19 protein-coding genes are annotated in these 19,005 nt (G+C 58.9%); 15 read left to right on the top strand and 4 right to left on the bottom strand.

Translation table 11 applies throughout. The features are described 5' to 3' along the window. Nucleotides 1-26: 26 nt before the first annotated feature. Both QRN38_RS12480 and QRN38_RS12475 read right to left on the bottom strand, forming a co-directional pair. Complete coding sequence (locus QRN38_RS12480; protein WP_057419361.1) at nt 27-2,669, bottom strand: autotransporter family protein; 2,643 nt, start codon at nt 2,667-2,669, stop codon at nt 27-29. 296 nt (nt 2,670-2,965) lie between these two features. Further along, entirely contained in the window at nt 2,966-4,159 is a 1,194-nt protein-coding gene (locus tag QRN38_RS12475; protein WP_057419347.1) for an MFS transporter, read from the bottom strand. Nucleotides 4,160-4,386: 227 nt separating this feature from the next. Here QRN38_RS12475 and QRN38_RS12470 point away from each other — a divergent pair, with 227 nt between their 5' ends. Further along, a complete protein-coding gene (locus tag QRN38_RS12470; RefSeq protein WP_007243977.1) occupies nt 4,387-5,520 on the top strand; it encodes a lactonase family protein in 1,134 nt (377 codons plus the stop codon). Nucleotides 5,521-5,582: 62 nt separating this feature from the next. On the opposite strand, the gene QRN38_RS12465 is transcribed toward QRN38_RS12470, so the two are convergent. Further along, the gene (locus QRN38_RS12465; protein WP_024666072.1) at nt 5,583-7,172 is read right to left on the bottom strand and encodes an ABC-F family ATPase; all 1,590 of its coding nucleotides are present in this window, start codon (nt 7,170-7,172) and stop codon (nt 5,583-5,585) included. Nucleotides 7,173-7,543: 371 nt separating this feature from the next. Beyond that, the gene (locus tag QRN38_RS12460) at nt 7,544-8,407 is read right to left on the bottom strand and encodes a WaaZ-like lipopolysaccharide core biosynthesis protein (protein WP_011104183.1); all 864 of its coding nucleotides are present in this window, start codon (nt 8,405-8,407) and stop codon (nt 7,544-7,546) included. A 436-nt stretch (nt 8,408-8,843) separates the two neighbouring features. Between QRN38_RS12460 and QRN38_RS12455 the strand changes: the two genes are divergently transcribed. The 14 genes from QRN38_RS12455 (at nt 8,844) to kdgK (ending at nt 18,989) form a co-directional block, all read left to right on the top strand. After that, a complete protein-coding gene (locus QRN38_RS12455; RefSeq protein ID WP_162236255.1) occupies nt 8,844-9,002 on the top strand; it encodes a hypothetical protein in 159 nt (52 codons plus the stop codon). A gap of 296 nt (nt 9,003-9,298) precedes the next feature. Then, nucleotides 9,299-10,000, top strand: coding sequence for a DUF3053 domain-containing protein (locus QRN38_RS12450; RefSeq protein ID WP_005762491.1), 702 nt, complete (start codon nt 9,299-9,301; stop codon nt 9,998-10,000). An 87-nt stretch (nt 10,001-10,087) separates the two neighbouring features. Beyond that, nucleotides 10,088-10,636, top strand: coding sequence for a GNAT family N-acetyltransferase (locus QRN38_RS12445; protein WP_057419348.1), 549 nt, complete (start codon nt 10,088-10,090; stop codon nt 10,634-10,636). Between the two features lie 112 nt (nt 10,637-10,748). Next, nucleotides 10,749-11,174 carry a DUF3830 family protein gene (locus tag QRN38_RS12440; RefSeq protein ID WP_005762487.1) on the top strand — a complete coding sequence of 142 codons (426 nt, stop codon included), beginning with the start codon at nt 10,749-10,751 and terminating at the stop codon, nt 11,172-11,174. 115 nt (nt 11,175-11,289) lie between these two features. Then, complete coding sequence (locus tag QRN38_RS12435) at nt 11,290-11,733, top strand: hemerythrin domain-containing protein (protein WP_044389727.1); 444 nt, start codon at nt 11,290-11,292, stop codon at nt 11,731-11,733. Nucleotides 11,734-11,781: 48 nt separating this feature from the next. Beyond that, the gene (locus tag QRN38_RS28020; RefSeq protein WP_044389725.1) at nt 11,782-12,141 is read left to right on the top strand and encodes a hypothetical protein; all 360 of its coding nucleotides are present in this window, start codon (nt 11,782-11,784) and stop codon (nt 12,139-12,141) included. A 326-nt stretch (nt 12,142-12,467) separates the two neighbouring features. Beyond that, entirely contained in the window at nt 12,468-13,319 is an 852-nt protein-coding gene (locus tag QRN38_RS12425) for a transporter substrate-binding protein (RefSeq protein WP_004396234.1), read from the top strand. Between the two features lie 63 nt (nt 13,320-13,382). Then, nucleotides 13,383-14,045, top strand: a complete 663-nt coding sequence (locus QRN38_RS12420) for an amino acid ABC transporter permease (protein ID WP_024666074.1) — start codon at nt 13,383-13,385, stop codon at nt 14,043-14,045. A gap of 9 nt (nt 14,046-14,054) precedes the next feature. Further along, a complete protein-coding gene (locus tag QRN38_RS12415) occupies nt 14,055-14,717 on the top strand; it encodes an amino acid ABC transporter permease (RefSeq protein WP_005762480.1) in 663 nt (220 codons plus the stop codon). Next, nucleotides 14,714-15,505, top strand: coding sequence for an amino acid ABC transporter ATP-binding protein (locus tag QRN38_RS12410; protein ID WP_057419349.1), 792 nt, complete (start codon nt 14,714-14,716; stop codon nt 15,503-15,505). The genes QRN38_RS12415 and QRN38_RS12410 overlap by 4 nt, the downstream gene beginning before the upstream one ends. A 36-nt stretch (nt 15,506-15,541) precedes the next feature. Continuing rightward, nucleotides 15,542-15,928, top strand: coding sequence for a RidA family protein (locus QRN38_RS12405; protein WP_005762476.1), 387 nt, complete (start codon nt 15,542-15,544; stop codon nt 15,926-15,928). Between the two features lie 91 nt (nt 15,929-16,019). Then, nucleotides 16,020-16,784 (top strand): IclR family transcriptional regulator, encoded by a 765-nt coding sequence (locus QRN38_RS12400; protein ID WP_007243971.1) that lies wholly within the window; start codon nt 16,020-16,022, stop codon nt 16,782-16,784. Between the two features lie 17 nt (nt 16,785-16,801). Beyond that, nucleotides 16,802-18,037: an amino acid deaminase gene (locus tag QRN38_RS12395; RefSeq protein WP_057419350.1), complete on the top strand. Its 1,236-nt coding sequence runs from the start codon at nt 16,802-16,804 to the stop codon at nt 18,035-18,037. Nucleotides 18,038-18,065: 28 nt separating this feature from the next. Continuing rightward, on the top strand, nt 18,066-18,989 hold the full coding sequence (gene kdgK, locus QRN38_RS12390; RefSeq protein WP_011104189.1) for a 2-dehydro-3-deoxygluconokinase: 924 nt from the start codon (nt 18,066-18,068) through the stop codon (nt 18,987-18,989). The last annotated feature ends 16 nt before the right edge of the window (nt 18,990-19,005 follow it).

Raw genomic sequence — 19,005 nt, 5'->3', positions numbered from 1 at the left:
CATCACGTTCAACAGTGACAACCGCGTCACCACGCCAGCCTGACGCCCAGGCTGGCATTTGCTCCGCTTGAATCGTGGCTATTCAGATCACGGTTGTAGTCAGCGCCCCAGTACACGCTGGTGTCGCTGGCGACTTTGATAACCATTCCTCCGCCCAGGCTTCCCGTCGTCGATCGATGGGCTGTCCTGACGCGTTCTGTGTGATCGAATGTCACCGTGTCATGCCCGCCTGCATTGCGCCACAGGTTAACCCGAAGGTAGGGCTCGATGGGCATGCCTGCCAGTGCGTAGCGGCCCTTGAACCGTATGCCCAGACGCCCGGTGTTGTAGGGCTGACTGTCAAAACCCACGTGTGAAATACCGTCGTGCTGATCGTCAAGGTCAATGCGCTGATGAATGATTTGTACCTGCGGTTCGGCGACCCATCGCGGCGTTAGCACAAACGGGTGACCGGCTTCCACAGAAAGGCTTAGCGCATGGCCTTGCGTGTCGATGCGCAGGCCCCGGTCGGAGCGGCTATAGCCATCCAGGCGCGTGCTCATCACCAGCGCATCGACGTAGCTTGCGGTGGGCGAGGAGAGCGTCCAGTAGGCCCCGACGCTGTCGCCATGCAGTTTGATCCGCCCGGTGTGCCGCGCATGGAATCCGCCAGCAAAGCCCTGCACCTTGCCGTCCAGACGGTTTTGGGCGACGAACAGCCCTACGCGCAGGGTCTGCTGTCCATCAAGTGACCAGGCATACACGTCATGGCCAATCTGATAGCCCTTGAGCGATGCGTCCAGGCCGGGGCTCACCGTGCCTGACCATTGTTGTTTGAAGTCACTGCCGAACACCCGCGCCCAGCCAGCCGGCGCTGCCCCGGATTGTGCCAGCAGGCTCTGATCGCCCTGACGCTCGTGGAAGGTACCCAGCGAGGTCAGCGCCAGCGTCGCGGCGGCGGGCGGTACAATCGCGTAATTGGCAACTTCCGGTCGGTACAGCGGCACAGGGGTCGCGCCGCGAATCGGCTCCGGCAGCGATGGTGTGCCGATTGCCGCTACGGGAAGAGTGGTTGCCGGAAGTTGTGCAGGCGTAGGTATGGGGTCAGTTGGAGGAGGTTGGGCCGGGGGCACGGTGGGTTCGGTTGGCTCCGGTGGAGTCGAGGGCGATGGTGCCGGCTCGGGCGCAGGTTCCGGCAGCGGTGTTGGTATGGGCTCAGGCACAGGAACAGGCTCAGGAACAGGTTCACTTGGGGGCGGCGTTTCGGGCAATGGTGGTGCAATCACCGTCGAGCGCAGAAACCAGCTGTTTTCGCTGCCAGCCGTAGCGCCACCCTTGAACAGGTAATAGTCATAGGCGCCTGCGGACAACGAGTTCTGCAACGAAAATGCAGTCACCTCGCTGGTAGCGCCTTGGGTGGCCTGCACCACCTCGATGCCGTTGCCCTGAGTAAGCGCCCCCAGACCATCGACATTGCTGACCCGCATGCTGGTCGTGCCGCCGATGGTGCCCTGTGACACTACCAGTTTATCGCTGGGCGAGGTTTCGTCTCCCAGTGTCGATTGCAGCAGCAGTCGTCCTGCCCGGCCGTAGTAGTTGCCGTTGACGGTAAGGGTATCGGTCACCGAACTACCATTGCCGGTCAGGTCCAGCGTCCCGGCGTTGTCGAGGGTCGCACGCGACGAGGTGTTGAACGCGACAACGCTGCCGGAGGTTGAACGCAGGGTGCTACTGGCGTCGATATTCAGGATGCCGGTAGTGCTGACGCTGTCGCCGAGGGTCAACGCCCCGGCCATGTTCAACTGCGATGCATTGAACAGGTTGACGGTTTCCCACCGGGTGTAGTGCTCTGGCCGAGACACCACGCTGTTGCCGAACGTCAGTACGTCATCGCCAGGGCCGCCATCGAGCAGGGGGTTGCTGCTCGTCAGGTACTCGCTGAGGTTGTACAACTGCGCGGTGTCGTTGCCATCGGCCATCAACACGTTACTGCGTACGTAGCCGCCATTGAGCCACTCAAAGCTGTCGTTACCGAAGCTTGCGCGTATTTCTCCACGAACTTCGCCGCCACTGACGGTTATCCGGTCGTCACCGCCACTGACGCTGATGGCGCCACCAATGCTGCCGCCCGACACTGTAATCGTGTCCCGGCCAAACCCGGCGACCAGATTGTTGATAATGCTGCCGCCAGAAAGCTCGAAGACGTTATTGTCCAGTTTCATGTCAACCCTGCCGATGCTGCCGCCGGTCATCACTGCCCGGTCGCCGTCCTCGAAGGCGCGGAGGATTGTACCTCCGGTCATCAGAAAGGTGTCCAGCCCGTCACCCTGAGCAAGCGAACCGAGCGTGCCGCCACGCATGACAAAATCATCGGGGTTAGCGCCCTGGCTGATCTCGCCGGTGATCTCACCGCTTGAAAGGATGAATGTATCGCTGCCCGCCCCCTGATTGACGTTGCCCAGTATCCGGCCCGAACCCATGTCGATGCTGTCCGCTTCCGCCCCGTAGGTAATGGTGCCAATGACGGTGCCCGTGCCGCCCGCTGGAAATACCAGCGTGTGACTGGTAGTGCTCAAGTCGGTAAACGGGCCGCTGTTGCCGCTGTCGCAGACCTGAACGGCGTTGCCGGGCGTTGGTGCCAGGTTGCAGGCGCCTTCGGCCGGGTGCGGGAAGATTGCCAGAATGAACACTGGCAGGGCCTTGCTAGTATGACTCAGAGAATGGCGGCGAATTCTGATGACGGCTCTCCCGGTCAGGCGGACAGAGAGGCCGTTGAAAAGGGGGTAAAGCGCCAGACTGCCGCGCAGGTGACGTCGCATTCACGCGGGCGACGGCTGCTTCACGAGCCTGTTTAGAGGCTTGCAGCATCAAGTCAAGAGCCCAACAGGAGCGCCGTCAAGAACTTGACCGACCGGCGGCTTTATTTCAGCTTCAGCTACTAACTATTGGAACAATAAGCGAAAAGCTTATACCGAAAACCTGCTGTTCAAACGCTTTGCGCCTGCTGACTGGCCCGGCGTGACAACCAGAGCGTCAGGCCTAGCGCGCATACCGACAGCACTGCCGCATAGAAAAAGATCCAGTCATAACCTTGCCCCAGGGCAATCGCGCCCATCACCGGGCCTGCGATGGCCAGGGCCAGGTCGAAGAACACGGCATAGGCACTCAGGCCTGCGCCACGGCTGGGCGTCGGCACGCGTTTGATCGCTTCCACGCCAAGCGCCGGGTACACCAGCGACAGCCCGACACCGGTCAGGCCGGCCCCTGCCAGTGCGAAACCGGTGTTGGGCGCAAGCCAGAGCATGACCAGACCGCAGATCTCAACGGCCATGCACAGGATGGCGGCGTTGTAGCCACCAAGCCGATTGATGGCACCGATTAACAGCAGGCGGGCGAGGATAAAACACACGCCAAACATGCTCAGGCAATACGCCGCACCTTGCCAGCCACGGCTCAGGTAAAACAGCGTAATAAAAGTGGTCAGCGTGCCATAGCCGATTGACGACAAGGTCAGGCCCAGCCCGTAAGGTGCTATACGGCCAAACACCGACCAGTAGGGTAGGCGCTCGCCTGCAATGATGGGTACCGAAGGCTTGTTGCGGATCAGCACCAGCGCCAGGCCTGCCATCACTATCAGGGCCACACCCAGGCTGTTGAAGCCAACCGCGTCGATGACCACCACCCCCAGCGGTGCGCCGATGGCGATTGCGCCATAGGAGGCAATGCCGTTCCAGGAGATCGAGCGGGCCGTGTGTTCTGCACCGACCTTGCCGATGCACCAACTGATGGTACCAACCCCGATCAGCCCTTGAGACACACCGAGAAACAGCCGTGCCACGATCAGAATCGACAGGCTGAGCGTCGCAAAATCCTCAAGCAGAGTTGCCAGCAGTGTCATCACACCGCTGATACCGATGCCCCACAGCCCGAACACGATAGAGCGTTTGCTGCCCAAAGAGTCTGTCGCCCGACCGGCAAACGGCCGGCTGAGCAGGGTGGCGAGGTACTGCGAAGCGATGGCCAGACCGGCAATCAGCGGGCTGAAACCCAGTTGATCATGGACGTAACCGGGCAGTACCGCGATAGGCAGACCGATGCACAGGAAGGCGATGAACGTGTAGAAGACGATGGAGACGATTTGCAGGGTAATCGTCGTGGAACCGGATTGCGCGGCAGGCATTGGACTCTTCGCTGGCAGGCGGTTGGAGTGCCTCATCATGGCTCGGGCTGTCGGGAAATGAAAGCAGGCTAACGTTTTTATGCGGACTGTTTATCACGCAGTTGCTGTTATCTGAATATGGTCATAGGATGACTGATCACACTGGTATTTACATCGCTACTCGTCACACCGCTCACCTCACAAGACTCGTCCCACGGATTCACCCCACAACAATAAAAAGGTTCACCATGAGAAAAGTTCTGTTGCTGGCCGCTGCAGTTGGATGTTCGTTCGGTCTGCCTGTGCAGGCAGCTACCTTCGCTTATATTTCCAGCCCCGCAGATGGGCTCATCTCCCAATATCGCCTGGATGAGCAGAGCGGGGCGCTCAGCCTGGTCGAACAGACCAAGGCCGGTGACCAGGTCAATCCGATGGCCATTTCGCCGGACGGCAAGGCACTGTTCGCGGCACTGCGTTCCAAGCCTTATCAGGTGCTGAGTTTCAGCATAGAACCTGCAACCGGGCACCTCAAGCCGTTGAGCCAGGCACCCTTGGCGGAGAGTCTGGCGTACCTGTCGACCGATCGCAGCGGGCGCTTCCTGTTCGGTGCCTCGTACGGCGCGGACCTGCTCAGTGTTCAGCCCATCGATGCGCAACACCGCCCCAGCGACAGTATCGAAACCTACAAGACCGGCATGCACGCGCATTCGGTACGCACCGACCCGAGCAATCGCTTTGTCTACGCGGGCAATCTGGGGGTTGATCGTGTCCTGCAATACCGGCTTGAGCCCAAGGACGGCAAGCTCGTGCCCATCGGTGAAGGCTTTGTGGCTGTTCCCGACAATACCGGCCCGCGCCACCTCGCATTCTCGTCCGATGGCAGGTTTCTGTATGTGGTCGGCGAGATGAGCGGCACGGTTACCGCCTTTTTGATCAACGAAAAGACCGGCGCGTTGAAGCAGGTGAGCCAGGCAGACGGTATTCCCGCACGCCTGAAGCTTGCGCCCGGGCAGGCTCGCGATGCGCGCAACAACGACCTCAAGGATGACCCGACGCCGCGCATCTGGGCCGCAGACATACGCCTGGCGCCGGACGGCAAGTGGCTGTTCATCAGTGAGCGCACTACCAGCAGCGTGTCGGTGTTCAAGGTTGATCCGGCCAAAGGCAACGTGACGTTCGTTGAAAACTACCCGGTCGAGGAAAAACAGCCGCGCAATATCGCCGTATCACCCAATGGACGTTGGTTACTGGTCAGTGGAGAGAAAAGCGACAAGGTCGGCAGTTACGCCATTGGGGCGAGCGGTGCCCTCAAGCGGGTCAGCGAAGCGCCCTCGGGCAAGGGTGCTCTATGGATTGAAATGCTCAGCCAGCCGGACAAATAGGCTGCAATCAAAAAAGCCCTGTCGCAGGACAGGGCTTTTTGGGTACCGCAAGCCGGCGAGGCTTAGAACGTAACGCCCTGACTGCGCAGGTAGTCATCGTAGGTGCCGCTGAAGTCGACCACGCCGCTAGCGCTGAGCTCGATGATGCGGGTTGCCAGCGAGGACACGAACTCGCGGTCGTGGCTGACGAAGATCAGCGTGCCGGGGTAGTTCTCCAGCGCCAGGTTCAGCGCTTCAATGGATTCCATGTCCAGGTGGTTGGTAGGTTCATCCATTATCAGCACGTTCGGCTTTTGCAGGATCAGCTTGCCGAACAGCATGCGGCCCTGTTCACCACCGGAAATCACTTTTACCGACTTGAGAATCTCGTCGTTGGAGAACAGCATGCGGCCAAGGGTGCCGCGCACCACTTGCTCGCCGCCCTGAGTCCACTGGCCCATCCAGTCGAACAGGTTGCAGTCGTCTTCAAAGTCGTGAGCGTGGTCCTGAGCGTAGTAGCCCAGTTCCGCAGCGTCGGTCCACTTGACAGTACCGGCATCCGGGGTCAGTTCGTTGACCAGAGTGCGCAGCAGGGTGGTCTTGCCAATACCGTTCGGGCCGATGATCGCAACGCGTTCGCCCGCTTCGACCTGGAAGCTGAAGTCCTTGAAGAGTGTCTTGCCGTCAAAGCCTTTGGCCATGCGATCGACAATGACTGCCTGACGGTGCAGCTTCTTGGTTTGCTCGAAACGGATGAACGGGCTCACACGGCTCGAAGGTTTGACCTCGGCCAGCTGGATCTTGTCGATCGCCTTGGCGCGGGACGTGGCCTGCTTGGCTTTCGAGGCGTTGGCCGAGAAGCGGCTGACGAACGATTGCAGTTCGGAAATCTGTGCTTTCTTCTTGGCGTTATCCGACAGCAACTGCTCGCGCGACTGGGTCGCTACGGTCATGTACTCGTCGTAGTTGCCCGGGAACAGGCGCAACTCGCCGTAATCCAGGTCAGCCATGTGCGTGCACACGCTGTTCAGGAAGTGACGGTCGTGGGAGATGATGATCATCAGGCTGTTACGCTGGGTCAGGATGTTTTCCAGCCAGCGAATGGTGTTGATGTCCAGGTGGTTGGTCGGTTCGTCGAGCAACAGCACTTCCGGATCGGAGAACAGCGCCTGCGCCAGCAGAACGCGCAGTTTCCAGCCGGGCGACACTTCGCTCATCGGGCCGGTGTGCTGTTCGATGCCGATACCCAGGCCCAGCAGCAGTTCACCGGCACGGGATTCGGCGGTGTAACCGTCCATTTCGGCGAACTCGGTTTCCAGTTCGGCAACGGCCATGCCGTCGTCTTCGCTCATTTCCGGCAGCGAGTAGATGCGGTCGCGCTCGGCCTTGACCTTCCACAGCTCCTCGTGACCCATGATCACCGTGTCGAGCACAGTGAATTCTTCATAGGCGAACTGATCCTGGCGCAGCTTGCCCAGCCGCACGTTCGGCTCCAGCATCACCTGGCCACCCGAAGGCTCGAGATCGCCGCCGAGGATTTTCATGAACGTGGATTTCCCGCAGCCGTTCGCGCCGATCAGGCCGTAACGGTTACCGGCACCAAACTTGACCGAGACGTTCTCGAACAAGGGTTTGGCGCCGAACTGCATCGTGATGTTAGCTGTGGAGATCAATTACTTTACCTATCAATAACTTGGGCAATAACTTGAGGAGCGCTGGTGCCAGCAGGTGTCGTGTCCGAGACCCGACCGGAGCTGTTCAGCTTGCTCCGCCTGAGCATGAGCTGATCCAACGGGCATACGTCTACAGCAACAGCAGTCTGCCGTGACTGCGTTGCCGGGATATGAATGTGGGGGTTCATGCCAGACATTGGCGCGCATTGTCGCATAGGTAGGACGGCAGGGGTATGGCGGGCAGTGCCGGATTAGCGAGTTTGCGGGGTGACCTGCCACCAGCAGCGCGTCGGGGTGTCGACTCCCGGCATTACTGCGTGTCAAGGGGCGACGCGTTTGTCGGGGCGGGGTGGCACAAACAAGATGACTGTTTAATGACCGATTACTGCGTCTTGCACAGTATGGTTACGTGCGGCACGCACGATATGACGCGTTTCATCAATACTTAATCGGGGAATGACTTCATGTGGAACTCGCGAGTTTTCAGACAGATTGAATACCTCGAAATCAGCGCTGACTACATGCTTTGCCATCAATTCCAGAGACGGAAGAATCCGCGATTCGTAGTGCTGATCCAGTCCGCAGGGTGAGCATTTATCGGTAGGCGATTCATAGAAGCGACCAGCAGACTGGTTCAAATCAAAACCGACGAGAAACACTTTCTCAAAACCCAGGTGATAGGACAGTTGCAGTGCCAGGTACATGACGGTGCGCGCATCGAAGAAACCCAGTTCAAGGTTCTTGCTGAAGCCTATGTCTCGGCTTCGGCTGCTCCACAGCGACAGCTTTCTGACCAGTGCTTCTTCTCTTGAGCAAAGGGCTGCCACTGTCGAAGATCTGGGGGATTTCTTCAGCGCATAGGCGCGTCCGGCAGGCTCTGGGAGGCCGGACTGGAACTGGTCTTCCCAGAGACCGACGTTTTCGCTGCCGCGCAGGGCGGCGGCAAAGAGTTCGGGTTGCTGATTGGGGAAGTCCCGGTCAGAGCACACATAGAAGAATGGCTTGATGCCGGTTCCGGAAAACATCGAGAACGCACCGTTCATGGTGATCATGGGGACTTCGGAAAACTCCCCGATCGGGAAGTCTTTGGCCGAGCTGCCTGAGCCGATCAGGAAGACCGGGCCTTTGCGGGTGGCTTTGCATCTGCTGAAATCAAGCACGCGCGTCGGGTTCGGAGCGTGGTTTTCGACTGCTTTGCGGCGGTAGCCGGTGGCAATGATAGATGGACTAGTCATGACTACCCTGTGAGCACTAGTGGCAAATTAGTTTGTAAATTTATGCAACATGTTATGGGCTAGTGGCCATTAGTTCAACATCAAAGAGTTTCAGAAGAGTACCACACTGGAAACATCTAGCCACAAGAAGTGATTGATTTTTGAGAATCTACGTTAATCGGAGCAATAGCGGGGCTAAGTCGATACACATATTATTACAATAATATTGTTTGGCCACTAGTTGTACCCAGGTTGATACCTGGACGTGCCTGCCTATTTGAAATGGCACTAAAACCGGGCGTCAGAAACTCAAATCGATGCACATTTTTTCAGTGCGCACTTTTTTCGGGCGTTGAGTGGGGGCGCGGCAACGACATTGCGACGTGGCCATTGTGCATTTCCTTCAGATAGCCCGGAATGACCGGGCTTTCCTTGCCTTTGGGTAAGCAAACCAGCGATGAACTGGCTACTGCCCGGATTTTCGCTCCTGTTTCTTCTTCCTGAACCAGCTTCCCAGCGCATGGAAGGGGTGAATGAACATCGCGATCGCTCCAAGCAGAAAGACGATGAAAATGAAGATCAGGCCCAGGCCTTCGTGTGCAAACATCGTGATTGACTCCTGTTGTTCACTTTGTCGGTCCATGAAAGGCTAGTCGCTGAAACGTTTCAGTTTATGAAGAATTGTTAAGGAACTTTTGGCCGGGATGCGTCGGAGTGCGCAGCGCGGGTCTCGCGGCGACGTCGGTGGGCGCTGCTTTACGAGCAATACCCGTGCGCGTGGCCTGCGATTCTCACAGGTATCTTTACCGCCACCACGGAACTAGATGATGTCATCACGAGACTATAAGCACGCTCGCGTTCGGTAGATCTTCCAGCTGACCGCGCATTCTTATGATCTCGGAGGTTCATGACATGAAGTCCCTTTTTCGTCCAGGCTTGCTGCTGGCTGTCGCTTTACCCTTGTTGCTGGCTGGTTGCGGAGACAAGGAGCCTGAGCAGCGCACCGCGTTCTCTCAGTTCCTGCAAACCCGGATAATCGACAAGCCTGGCGTGCATGTTCCCAAACTGACGGACGAAGAAAAGAAAGCCTTCGGTGATTACACCTCGCACTACGCCGTGATTTCCGACTTCGGCTCGGGCATGGACACCGCTGTTCAGCCGCTCGCCGGGTTGATGCAGAAGGGCTCGTTCCGTTCGGTGAGTGATGTGATCGAACGTCGCGCTGATCTGGCCTCTGTGCAGAAAGGCCTTGATGAGGTCGGTGAAAAGCTGACGATCGAACAGGGCAAGGCCGATGCGGCGCATGCCAAGCTCAAGCAGCCTGATGACCTGAAAGTCGTCTACGACAAGGCCTATGACAGGACGGTCAGCGTGCCTGCCAACACGTTCCGCGAAGTATTGCCGCAAGTGAAGGGCACCTTTGCAAGCAGCCTGAAGGTTGCTGATTATGTGGAAGCGCACAAATCGCAAATCGACATTTCGGGTTCGGCGATCACCGTCAAGGACCCAGTGGTGCAAACCGAGCTTAACAAGCTGCTGCTGGAGCTCAATGAGCAGGGCAAAAATGCCCAGCAAGCCCAGGCTCGTCTGCAGGCGCTAATGACCGGGCGTTGATGCCGTTGCCCGGCGCTATTGCCGGGTGTGTTTGTCTGTCAGGTATGATCCGGGTTTCCCGCCACTGGCACCCGGATCAACTGCCCGATGATCACCACCCCACCTTTGACGATCACCCAGCGCGACGCATCTTCAGCAGATGCCATTTGCCTCAGCGCACTGGGCATGCAGGTCTTTCTCGACACCTACGCGACGCAGGGCATTCGGGAATCCATCGCACGCGAAGCCCTCGACGCTTTCTCTCCGCAGGCGTTTGCGCATCTGCTTGCCGAACCGGCAACGCTCATCATTGTGGCTGAATCCCAGGGGCACCTGATTGGCTTCGCCCAGCTCGCCTTGCGCACAGATCACCCGATGCTTGGCATCCCGACAGCCGCCGAGTTGCAGCGCTTATATGTACAAGAGCGCTTCACCGGGCGTGGCGTGGGGCGGCTGTTGCTCGAAGCTGCCGAGCAGCGTGCAGCCGCAGGGAATGCGACGCTGCTGTGGGCCACTGTATGGGTTGGCAACCCTCGCGCGTTGGGGTTTTATCCTCGTCAGGGCTACGAGGTGAAAGGCTCCCCACGCTATGTGTTCCAGGGCGAAACACACGAGAACTGCCTGTTTGCCAAAGCAATCGTCAAGGCGGTGCGATAGAGGCTGCGGCGTACTGCACTATGGCCGCAACGGAACTCCGTGACTCTCTACAAGCTGCCCGTTTATCCTGCCGCATCATCCTGAGTATTGTTGTCTGTAAGGAGTCGTTGCAGTGACCACCATCAAAATTACGGCCGGCGGGTATGAGTTTCTGGCTGTGGCCAATCCGGATGCACCGCAGACGGTCGAGGCGTTCCTGAAGTTGTTGCCTTATCGGCAGAAATTCATCCATGTGCGCTGGAGCGGCGAGGGCTGCTGGGTGCCGCTGGATGATTATCAACTCAAGCTCGATGACAAACTCATCGGTTTCGAGAATGCCACCAGTCATCCTTCGGTGGGCGACATTCTGTTTTATCCGGGTGGTTACAGCGAAACCGAGATTATCCTCGCGTACGGCTCGTGCTGCTTTGCCAGCAAGATGGGGCAGTTGGCGGGTAATCACTTTCTGACCATCACGGAGGGCAAAGAAAACCTGCGCAAACTGGGCGTGAAAACCCTATGGGAAGGTGCTCAGGACGTGGTTTTCGAGCTGGCTTGAGCCTGTCTTTATCGCGCAGTGGTTATTTGCCAGCATTTGTTGGAACTGCTGATCTTCGCCAGGGGTCTAGTCCACAACGCTTCCATCTCCCGGAAGCCGACCTGGAGACCAGACCGTGAATATTTTCGAAGCGCTGCGCGAAAGCCATGACCGTCAACGCGGCTATGCCGATGCACTGATCAAGACCAGCGGCGACAGTGCTGAACGCGAGCAGGCGTACAAGCAGCTCAAGGATGAACTTCAGGCCCACGAGACCGCTGAAGAGCGCCACTTCTATATTCCATTGATGGCCCACGACAATGGCGTCGACCTGAGCCGCCATGCCATTTCCGAACATCATGAAATGGACGAAATGATGGAAGAGCTCGACGAAACCGAAATGTCCAGCCCGGCGTGGCTGGCCACCGCGAAAAAGCTGTCGGAAAAAGTGCACCATCATTTGAAAGAAGAAGAGCAGAAGTTCTTCCAGATGGCCGGCAAGCTGCTTGACGATAAACAGAAAGAGAGCCTGGCTGGCGAGTACGTGAAGGAATACAAAGAGCAATTGGCCGAGGGCTGATACTCTGCTGCAATGCTAGAATCGGCTTTTTATCAGCGTGGGCATGAGATGAAGTTTCTGTTTTTGACGAGCGCTACTGTGATTGCAGCAGTAGCGCTAAGCGGGTGCGCGGCGCCATCCAGTTCGGCACGCTCGGCAGGGCCTTCAAAGGTATTGTCCAGCGCCAAGCAGGCCAGTGCCGTTGCACAGTGCATTCAGGTGACATGGCAGAACGAAGCCATGTTCGGCACCTCGTCGGATGTGTTCCTGCATGACCTGGCAGGCGGCGGCTTTACTGTGTTCACCACCGAATCGAAGTATTTCGCTGACGTGCAGAGCAAAGGCCCGGCCACCGCCGTCGAATTTTATGCCCCGCAAGGCGATGCTCAGGCAGCGTTGCGATCTGCGGCAATCGCTACCTGCCTCTGACTCCCTCCGGGCAGAAGCCTGAAAGCTCCGTGTTCCGAACTCTTCAGGACTTGTGTCGCCCTGAGCGCCCGGGCCTGCACCCATAACCGCACACACGCACAAGAGTGGGGCCATCCCACTCAGCTGTGGCAATGGGTAGCAGCATTTCCAGGGTCAGTGCTCACGCTACCGTTCACCCCCCGTTTTTCAGCCCGTTGATTTATCTCGGCTTTTTTTTGCGGTGTTTTCCGGCTACCTCTTGTGGCACACTTTCTGCTGTCTATTCCGTTGTTACATACCAGTATCCGCTATAGCGGAATAACGAATACCTCGGCGGAGTTTATGTCATGCATCGCGGACCTTCTTTTCTGAAAGCTTGTGCATTTGTGCTTGCAGCCTCATTCAGCCTCGCCAATACGGTGCAGGCGGCTGAGGGCAGCAAACTGGATGCGGTATTGAAACGCGGCAACCTGGTCGTCGGCACGGGGAGCACCAATGCGCCGTGGCACTTTCAGGGCGCAGACGGAAAGTTGCAGGGATTCGATATCGACATCGGCAGGATCATCGCCAAGGGATTGTTCAATGACCCGAGCAAGGTCGAGTTCGTGGTGCAGTCTTCTGATGCACGGATTCCCAACCTGCTGACCGACAAGGTTGACATCAGTTGCCAGTTCATCACCGTCACCGCCAGCCGCGCTCAGCAAGTGGCCTTTACTCTGCCGTACTACCGCGAAGGCGTGGCGCTGCTGTTGCCTGCCAACAGCAAGTACAAGGAAATCGATGACCTGAAAGCCGCAGGTGATGGTGTCACCGTCGCTGTGCTGCAAAACGTCTACGCCGAAGAACTGGTCCATCAGGCGCTGCCCAAGGCCAAGGTCGATCAGTACGACAGCGTCGATCTGATGTATCAGGCGATCAATTCCGGTCGTGCCGATACCGCCGCCACCGATCAGTCTTCGGTGAAATACCTGATGGTGCAGAACCCTGGCCGCTACCGCTCACCGGCGTTTGCCTGGAGCCCGCAAACCTACGCCTGTGCCGTCAAACGTGGCGATCAGGACTGGTTGAACTTCGTCAACACCGCCTTGCATGAAGCCATGACCGGTGTCGAATTCCCGGCATATGCCGCGTCGTTCAAACAGTGGTTTGGTGTGGACCTGCCCGTGCCGGCAATCGGTTTTCCGATGGAATACAAATAAGTCCATTCAGACCTTCAAGGGCAGGGCAGGCCGCTGGGCCTACCCTGCCAGGTACGGGCAAGCATGAATTATCAACTGAATTTTGATGCTGTATGGCGCGACTTTCCCAACTTGCTGGCCGGGTTGGGGCTCGGTCTGGAACTGGCGCTGATCTCGATCGCCATCGGTTGTGTGATCGGCTTGATGAACGCCTTCGCATTGTTGTCGCGTTACCGGGCGCTGCGAATTGTGGCCTCGATCTATGTGACGGTGGTGCGCAACACGCCGATTCTGGTGTTGATCCTGCTGATCTACTTCGCTTTGCCCGGCCTGGGCATTCGCCTGGACAAACTGGCGTCTTTTGTCGTCACGCTGTCGCTCTATGCGGGCGCGTATCTGACCGAAGTGTTCCGCGCCGGGTTGTTGAGCATCCACAAGGGGCAGCGTGAAGCAGGGCTGGCCATCGGTCTGGGTGAATGGCAGGTGCGGGCCTACATTATCGTGCCGGTGATGTTGCGCAACGTGTTGCCAGCGCTCTCCAACAACTTTATCTCACTGTTCAAGGACACATCGCTGGCGGCTGCCATTGCCGTGCCGGAGCTGACCTATTACGCGCGCAAGATCAACGTCGAAAGCTACCGGGTGATCGAAACCTGGCTGGTCACTACCGCGTTGTATGTGGTGGCCTGCTACGTGATCGCCATGCTGCTGCGCACCCTCGAACAACGTCTGGCGATTCGCCGCTAGGAGGCTGTCATGTATCAACCCCCTGGCTGGTTGCAGGAATTGTGGACTGCGCGGGAAGTGCTCTGGGCCGGCTTTCTGACCAGTATTCAGTGCTCGGCGCTGGCGATTGTGGCGGGCACGCTGATCGGCATGCTGGCCGGTCTGGTGCTGACCTACGGCGGGTTTTTCGCACGCTTGCCGATCCGGCTGTACGTCGATCTGATTCGCGGCACGCCGGTATTCGTTCTGGTGCTGGCGGTCTTTTATATGGTGCCGGCGCTGGGTTGGCATATCAGCGCGTTTCAGGCCGGGGCGATAGGCTTGACCCTGTTCTGCGGCTCACATGTTTCGGAAATCGTGCGCGGTGCGTTACAGGCCATCCCACGTGGGCAAATCGAGGCGGGCAAGGCGATTGGCCTGCGCTTCAATCAGACGCTGCGCTATGTGCTGCTGCCTCAGGCCATGCGCCAGATTCTGCCGACCTGGGTCAATTCCTCGACCGAGATCGTCAAGGCCTCGACCCTGTTATCGGTGATCGGCGTGGCCGAGTTGCTGCTGAGCACCCAGCAGGTGATCGCCCGCACGTTCATGACCCTGGAGTTCTACCTGTTCGCAGGTTTTCTGTTTTTCCTCATCAACTACGCCATCGAGCTTCTTGGGCGACACATTGAAAAACGGGTGGCCTTGCCATGACACAGACTCATACCGCAACCCCCGGCCCGGCGCTGCTGAGCATCGAGGGCCTGCATAAATCCTATGGCGAAGTGGAAGTGCTCAAGGGTGTCGATCTGCGTATGCAGAAAGGCAATGTAGTGACCCTGATCGGCTCCAGTGGCTCGGGCAAAACCACCTTGCTGCGCTGCGTCAACCTGCTGGAAGAGTTTCAGGGGGGGCGCATTCAGCTGGAAGGCCAGGACATCGGTTACAGCCATGTGGATGGCAAGCGCACCCGCCACCCCGAACGTCTGATCGCGCAGCACCGGGCCATGACCGGCATGGCGTTCCAGCAATTCAACCTGTTTCCGCACCTCAGCGCCCTGCAGAACGTGACCTTGGGCCTGCTCAAGGTCAAGAAGATGCCCAAGGATCAGGCGATTGCGCTGGCCGAAAAGTGGCTGGACCGGGTCGGGCTGCTGGAGCGGCGCAATCACTTTCCCGGTCAATTGTCCGGTGGCCAGCAACAGCGAGTGGCCATTGCCCGCGCGATTGCCATGAACCCCAGCCTGATGCTGTTCGATGAAGTCACCTCGGCGCTTGACCCGGAACTGGTCGGCGAAGTACTGAACGTCATCAAGGACCTGGCCGAGGACGGCATGACCATGCTGCTGGTGACGCACGAAATGCGCTTTGCCTACGAAGTCTCGGACCAGATCGTATTCATGAACCAGGGCCGCATCGAAGAGCAGGGCGCACCGAAAGCCCTGTTCGAGCAGCCGAAGTCAGCGCGCTTGAGCGAATTTCTCAAGAACATCCGTTTTTAACCGTTCACACTCACGTTTCAAACCAGGGAGAACCTCATGACTATTACCCGTTATGGCGCAGGCAGCACCGCAGGTGGCGGTCAGCCGCGTCCATTCGCCCGAGCAGTCGAGGCAGACGGCTGGCTGCACGTTTCCGGCCAGGTTCCGGCGCTGGATGGCGAGATCATCGTGGGCGGTATCGTCGAGCAGACGCACCAGACCATGCGCAACCTGATCGCCATTCTCGAAGAGGCCGGTTACGACATCAAGGACGTGGTACGCGTCGGTGTATGGCTGGAAGACCCGCGGGACTTCTGGAGCTTCAACAAGGTATTCGGCGAATACTTCAGCCCTGAACACGCCCCGGCACGCGCTTGCGTACAGGCCAGCATGATGGTCGACTGCAAGGTCGAAATCGACTGCATAGCTTATAAGCGTAAGTAGCAGCGGCAAGCTACAAGCAGCAAGCTATAAGCCAGATCAAATGAGGCTTTTGGCTTGAAGCTTGAGGCTGCAGCTTCCCAAGGAACCTTTCATGACCGAAGACTTGATCAAGCGTCGGGCGCGCGGGTTGGACCGGGCGTTCGATATTCTGGATTTTCTCAAGGAAAAGGCCAGGCCCATGCGCCCCAATGAAATTGCCAGCGGGATTGGCAGCCCCAAATCGACTGTCTATGAGCTGGTGGCGTCGTTGCTGGAGCGGCGGATTCTGGAGTCGGTCGGCAAGGACGGGCATGTCTACCTGGGCCGTCAGCTGTATTTCCTCGGCCAGGCACACTTGCGGCATTTCGATTTGACCCGCGAGGCCGAGGCCTGTCTGGGCGATATCGTCAGCCAGACCCGGGAAACCGCGCAGATGTGCCTGCTTAACGGGCGCAAGTACACGGTGGCGCTGATGAAGGAGGGCGAGCGACATTTCCGGATTTCTTCGGACATCGGTGAAAACGCGCCCATCCCCTGGACGGCTTCCGGCCGCTTGCTGCTCAGCCACCTGACCGATCAACAGATCGTCGACCTGATCGACCCCGATGACTTCATTTTGCCGGGTGGCGAACGCCTGCCGCTGGAAACCTTCCTGCGGGAAATCCGCACGGCGGGCGAAGAGGGCTTCTTTTCGTTCGATAGCGTGGCCGACACCTTCACCCATTGCTTTGCCGCGCCGGTCAAGAATGAACAGGGCCAGTGCATTGCAACCCTGTGCATCGTCGCGCCGCGTGCAGACGCCAAAACCCATTACAACGACTATCGGCGGGTGCTGATCGACAGCGCCAATGGCCTGGCTCGCCGAATCAACGAATAACTGCAAGGGGCTACCGAATGAGCACCGTCGTCATGGACACCGCTGTTATGAACATCGCGGTTATGGAAAAAGGGGCTGCTCAGCCGGGTGACCGTCTGCTCAGTGATGTCAGTCTGCCTGCACTGGTCATCCACAATCAGGCGCTGGAGCACAACATTCGCTGGATGCAACAGTTTGTCACCGACAGCGGCGCCGAGCTGGCGCCGCATGGCAAGACCAGCATGGTCCCCGCGCTGTTTCGTCGCCAACTGGACGCGGGTGCCTGGGGCATGACGCTGGCGACGGCCATCCAGACTCAGGCCGCGTACGCCCACGGTGTGAAGCGCGTGCTGATGGCCAACCAGTTGGTGGGTGCGCCCAACATGGCGGTGATCGCCAGTCTGCTGGCCGATCCGATGTTTGAATTCCACTGCATGGTCGATCACCCCGACAACGTCGCGGCGCTGGGCGAGTTTTTTGCGGCGCACGGGCTGCGCTTGAACGTGATGATCGAATACGGCGTGCCAGGTGGGCGCTGCGGGTGCCGCAGCGAAGCCGAGGTGCTGGCCCTGGTGGATGCCGTTCAGGCGCAACCGGCGCTGGCGCTGACCGGAATCGAAGGTTACGAGGGCGTCATTCACGGCGATCAGGCGATTGCCGGCATCAAGGCCTTCGCGGCATCGCTGGTCAGCCTGGCGGTCAACCTGCAGGACAAGGGCGCGTTTGCGCTTGATCGCCCGATTGTCACTGCGTCGGGCTCGGCCTGGTACGACCTGATCGCCGAAGCATTCGACGCCCAGGCGGTTCGCGATCGGTTTCTCAGCGTGCTGCGCCCCGGCAGCTACGTGGTGCATGACCACGGCATCTATAAAGACGCGCAATGCTGCGTGCTGGACCGACGCGCCGAGTTGAGCGAAGCGCTGCGTCCGGCGCTGGAGGTCTGGGCGCATGTGCAGTCCATGCCTGAGCCGGGCTTTGCCGTGATTGCCATGGGCAAGCGCGATGTGGCCTACGATGCAGGCTTGCCCAACCCGTTGTTGCGCTACACACCGGGCGTATCGTCAGCACCGGGCGATGACGTCAGCGCCTGCAAGGTCACGGCGGTGATGGATCAGCACGCCTTCATGACGGTCGCTGCGGATTGCGAATTGAAGGTGGGTGACATCATTTCCTTCGGCACCTCACACCCGTGTCTGACCTTCGACAAGTGGCGTTCAGGTTGTCTGGTGGATGATGACCTGCGGGTGATCGAGCCTTTTCATACCTGTTTCTAGTCCAAGCGTACGCAGGAGTCATCGCGCCATGAGCCTTCCACGTATCGCCCTGATAGGCGAATGCATGATCGAATTGCAGCAGCATGCCGACGGCAGCCTGCACCAGAGCTTCGGTGGCGACACGCTGAACACGGCGGTCTACCTTTCCCGCCTGCTGGGTGAGCGGGCCAAGGTCGATTACGTCACGGCGCTGGGTGACGACAGTTTCAGCGATGCCATGTGCCGGGCCTGGGCGGACGAGGGCATTGGTCTGGGCAAAGTGCAGCGTATGCCGGGTCGGCTGCCTGGGCTTTACTGCATCCAGACCGATGCCAGCGGTGAGCGGCGTTTTCTCTACTGGCGCAACGAGGCCGCCGTGCGTGACTGCTTCATGACGCCGGCTGCCGAGCCAATCCTCGCAGCACTGGCCAGCTACGACGTGCTGTACTTCAGTGGCATCACCCTGGCAGTGCTGGGTGAACAAGGCCGTGCCCGATTGCTGGAAGCGCTGGGCCGCGCACGCTTGCGCGGGGTTCGGGTGGCCTTCGACAACAATTACCGCCCACGGCTGTGGGCCAGTGTCGAGCAGGCGCGTGAGGCCTATCAGGCGTGCCTTCCGCATGTGGATCTGGCGTTGCTGACCGAGGACGATGAGCAGGCCCTGTATGGCTACGCCGACAGTGAAGAATTGCTGGCGGCCTATCGGGACCGTGGCATCGGTGAAATAGTGGTCAAGCGTGGCGCGCAGAGCTGCCTGATCGAGGCGGGCGGCGAGCGCTTCGAGGTGGCCCCACTGAAGGTAGAACAGGTTGTCGATACCACTGCGGCAGGTGACTCGTTCAGCGCAGCGTACCTGGCTGCAAGGTTGATGGGCGAACGCCCGCAGCAGGCCGCCGAAGCCGGGCATCGCCTGGCCGCTGTGGTGATACAGCACCCCGGTGCGCTGATCGCAAAATCCGTCATGCCGGTTTGATAGCACTTGCCAGATT

The organism is Pseudomonas sp. CFBP2511, from assembly GCF_030209255.1.
Taxonomy (GTDB): domain Bacteria; phylum Pseudomonadota; class Gammaproteobacteria; order Pseudomonadales; family Pseudomonadaceae; genus Aquipseudomonas; species Aquipseudomonas avellanae.
This window is presented reverse-complemented; position numbering and strand designations above follow the sequence as displayed.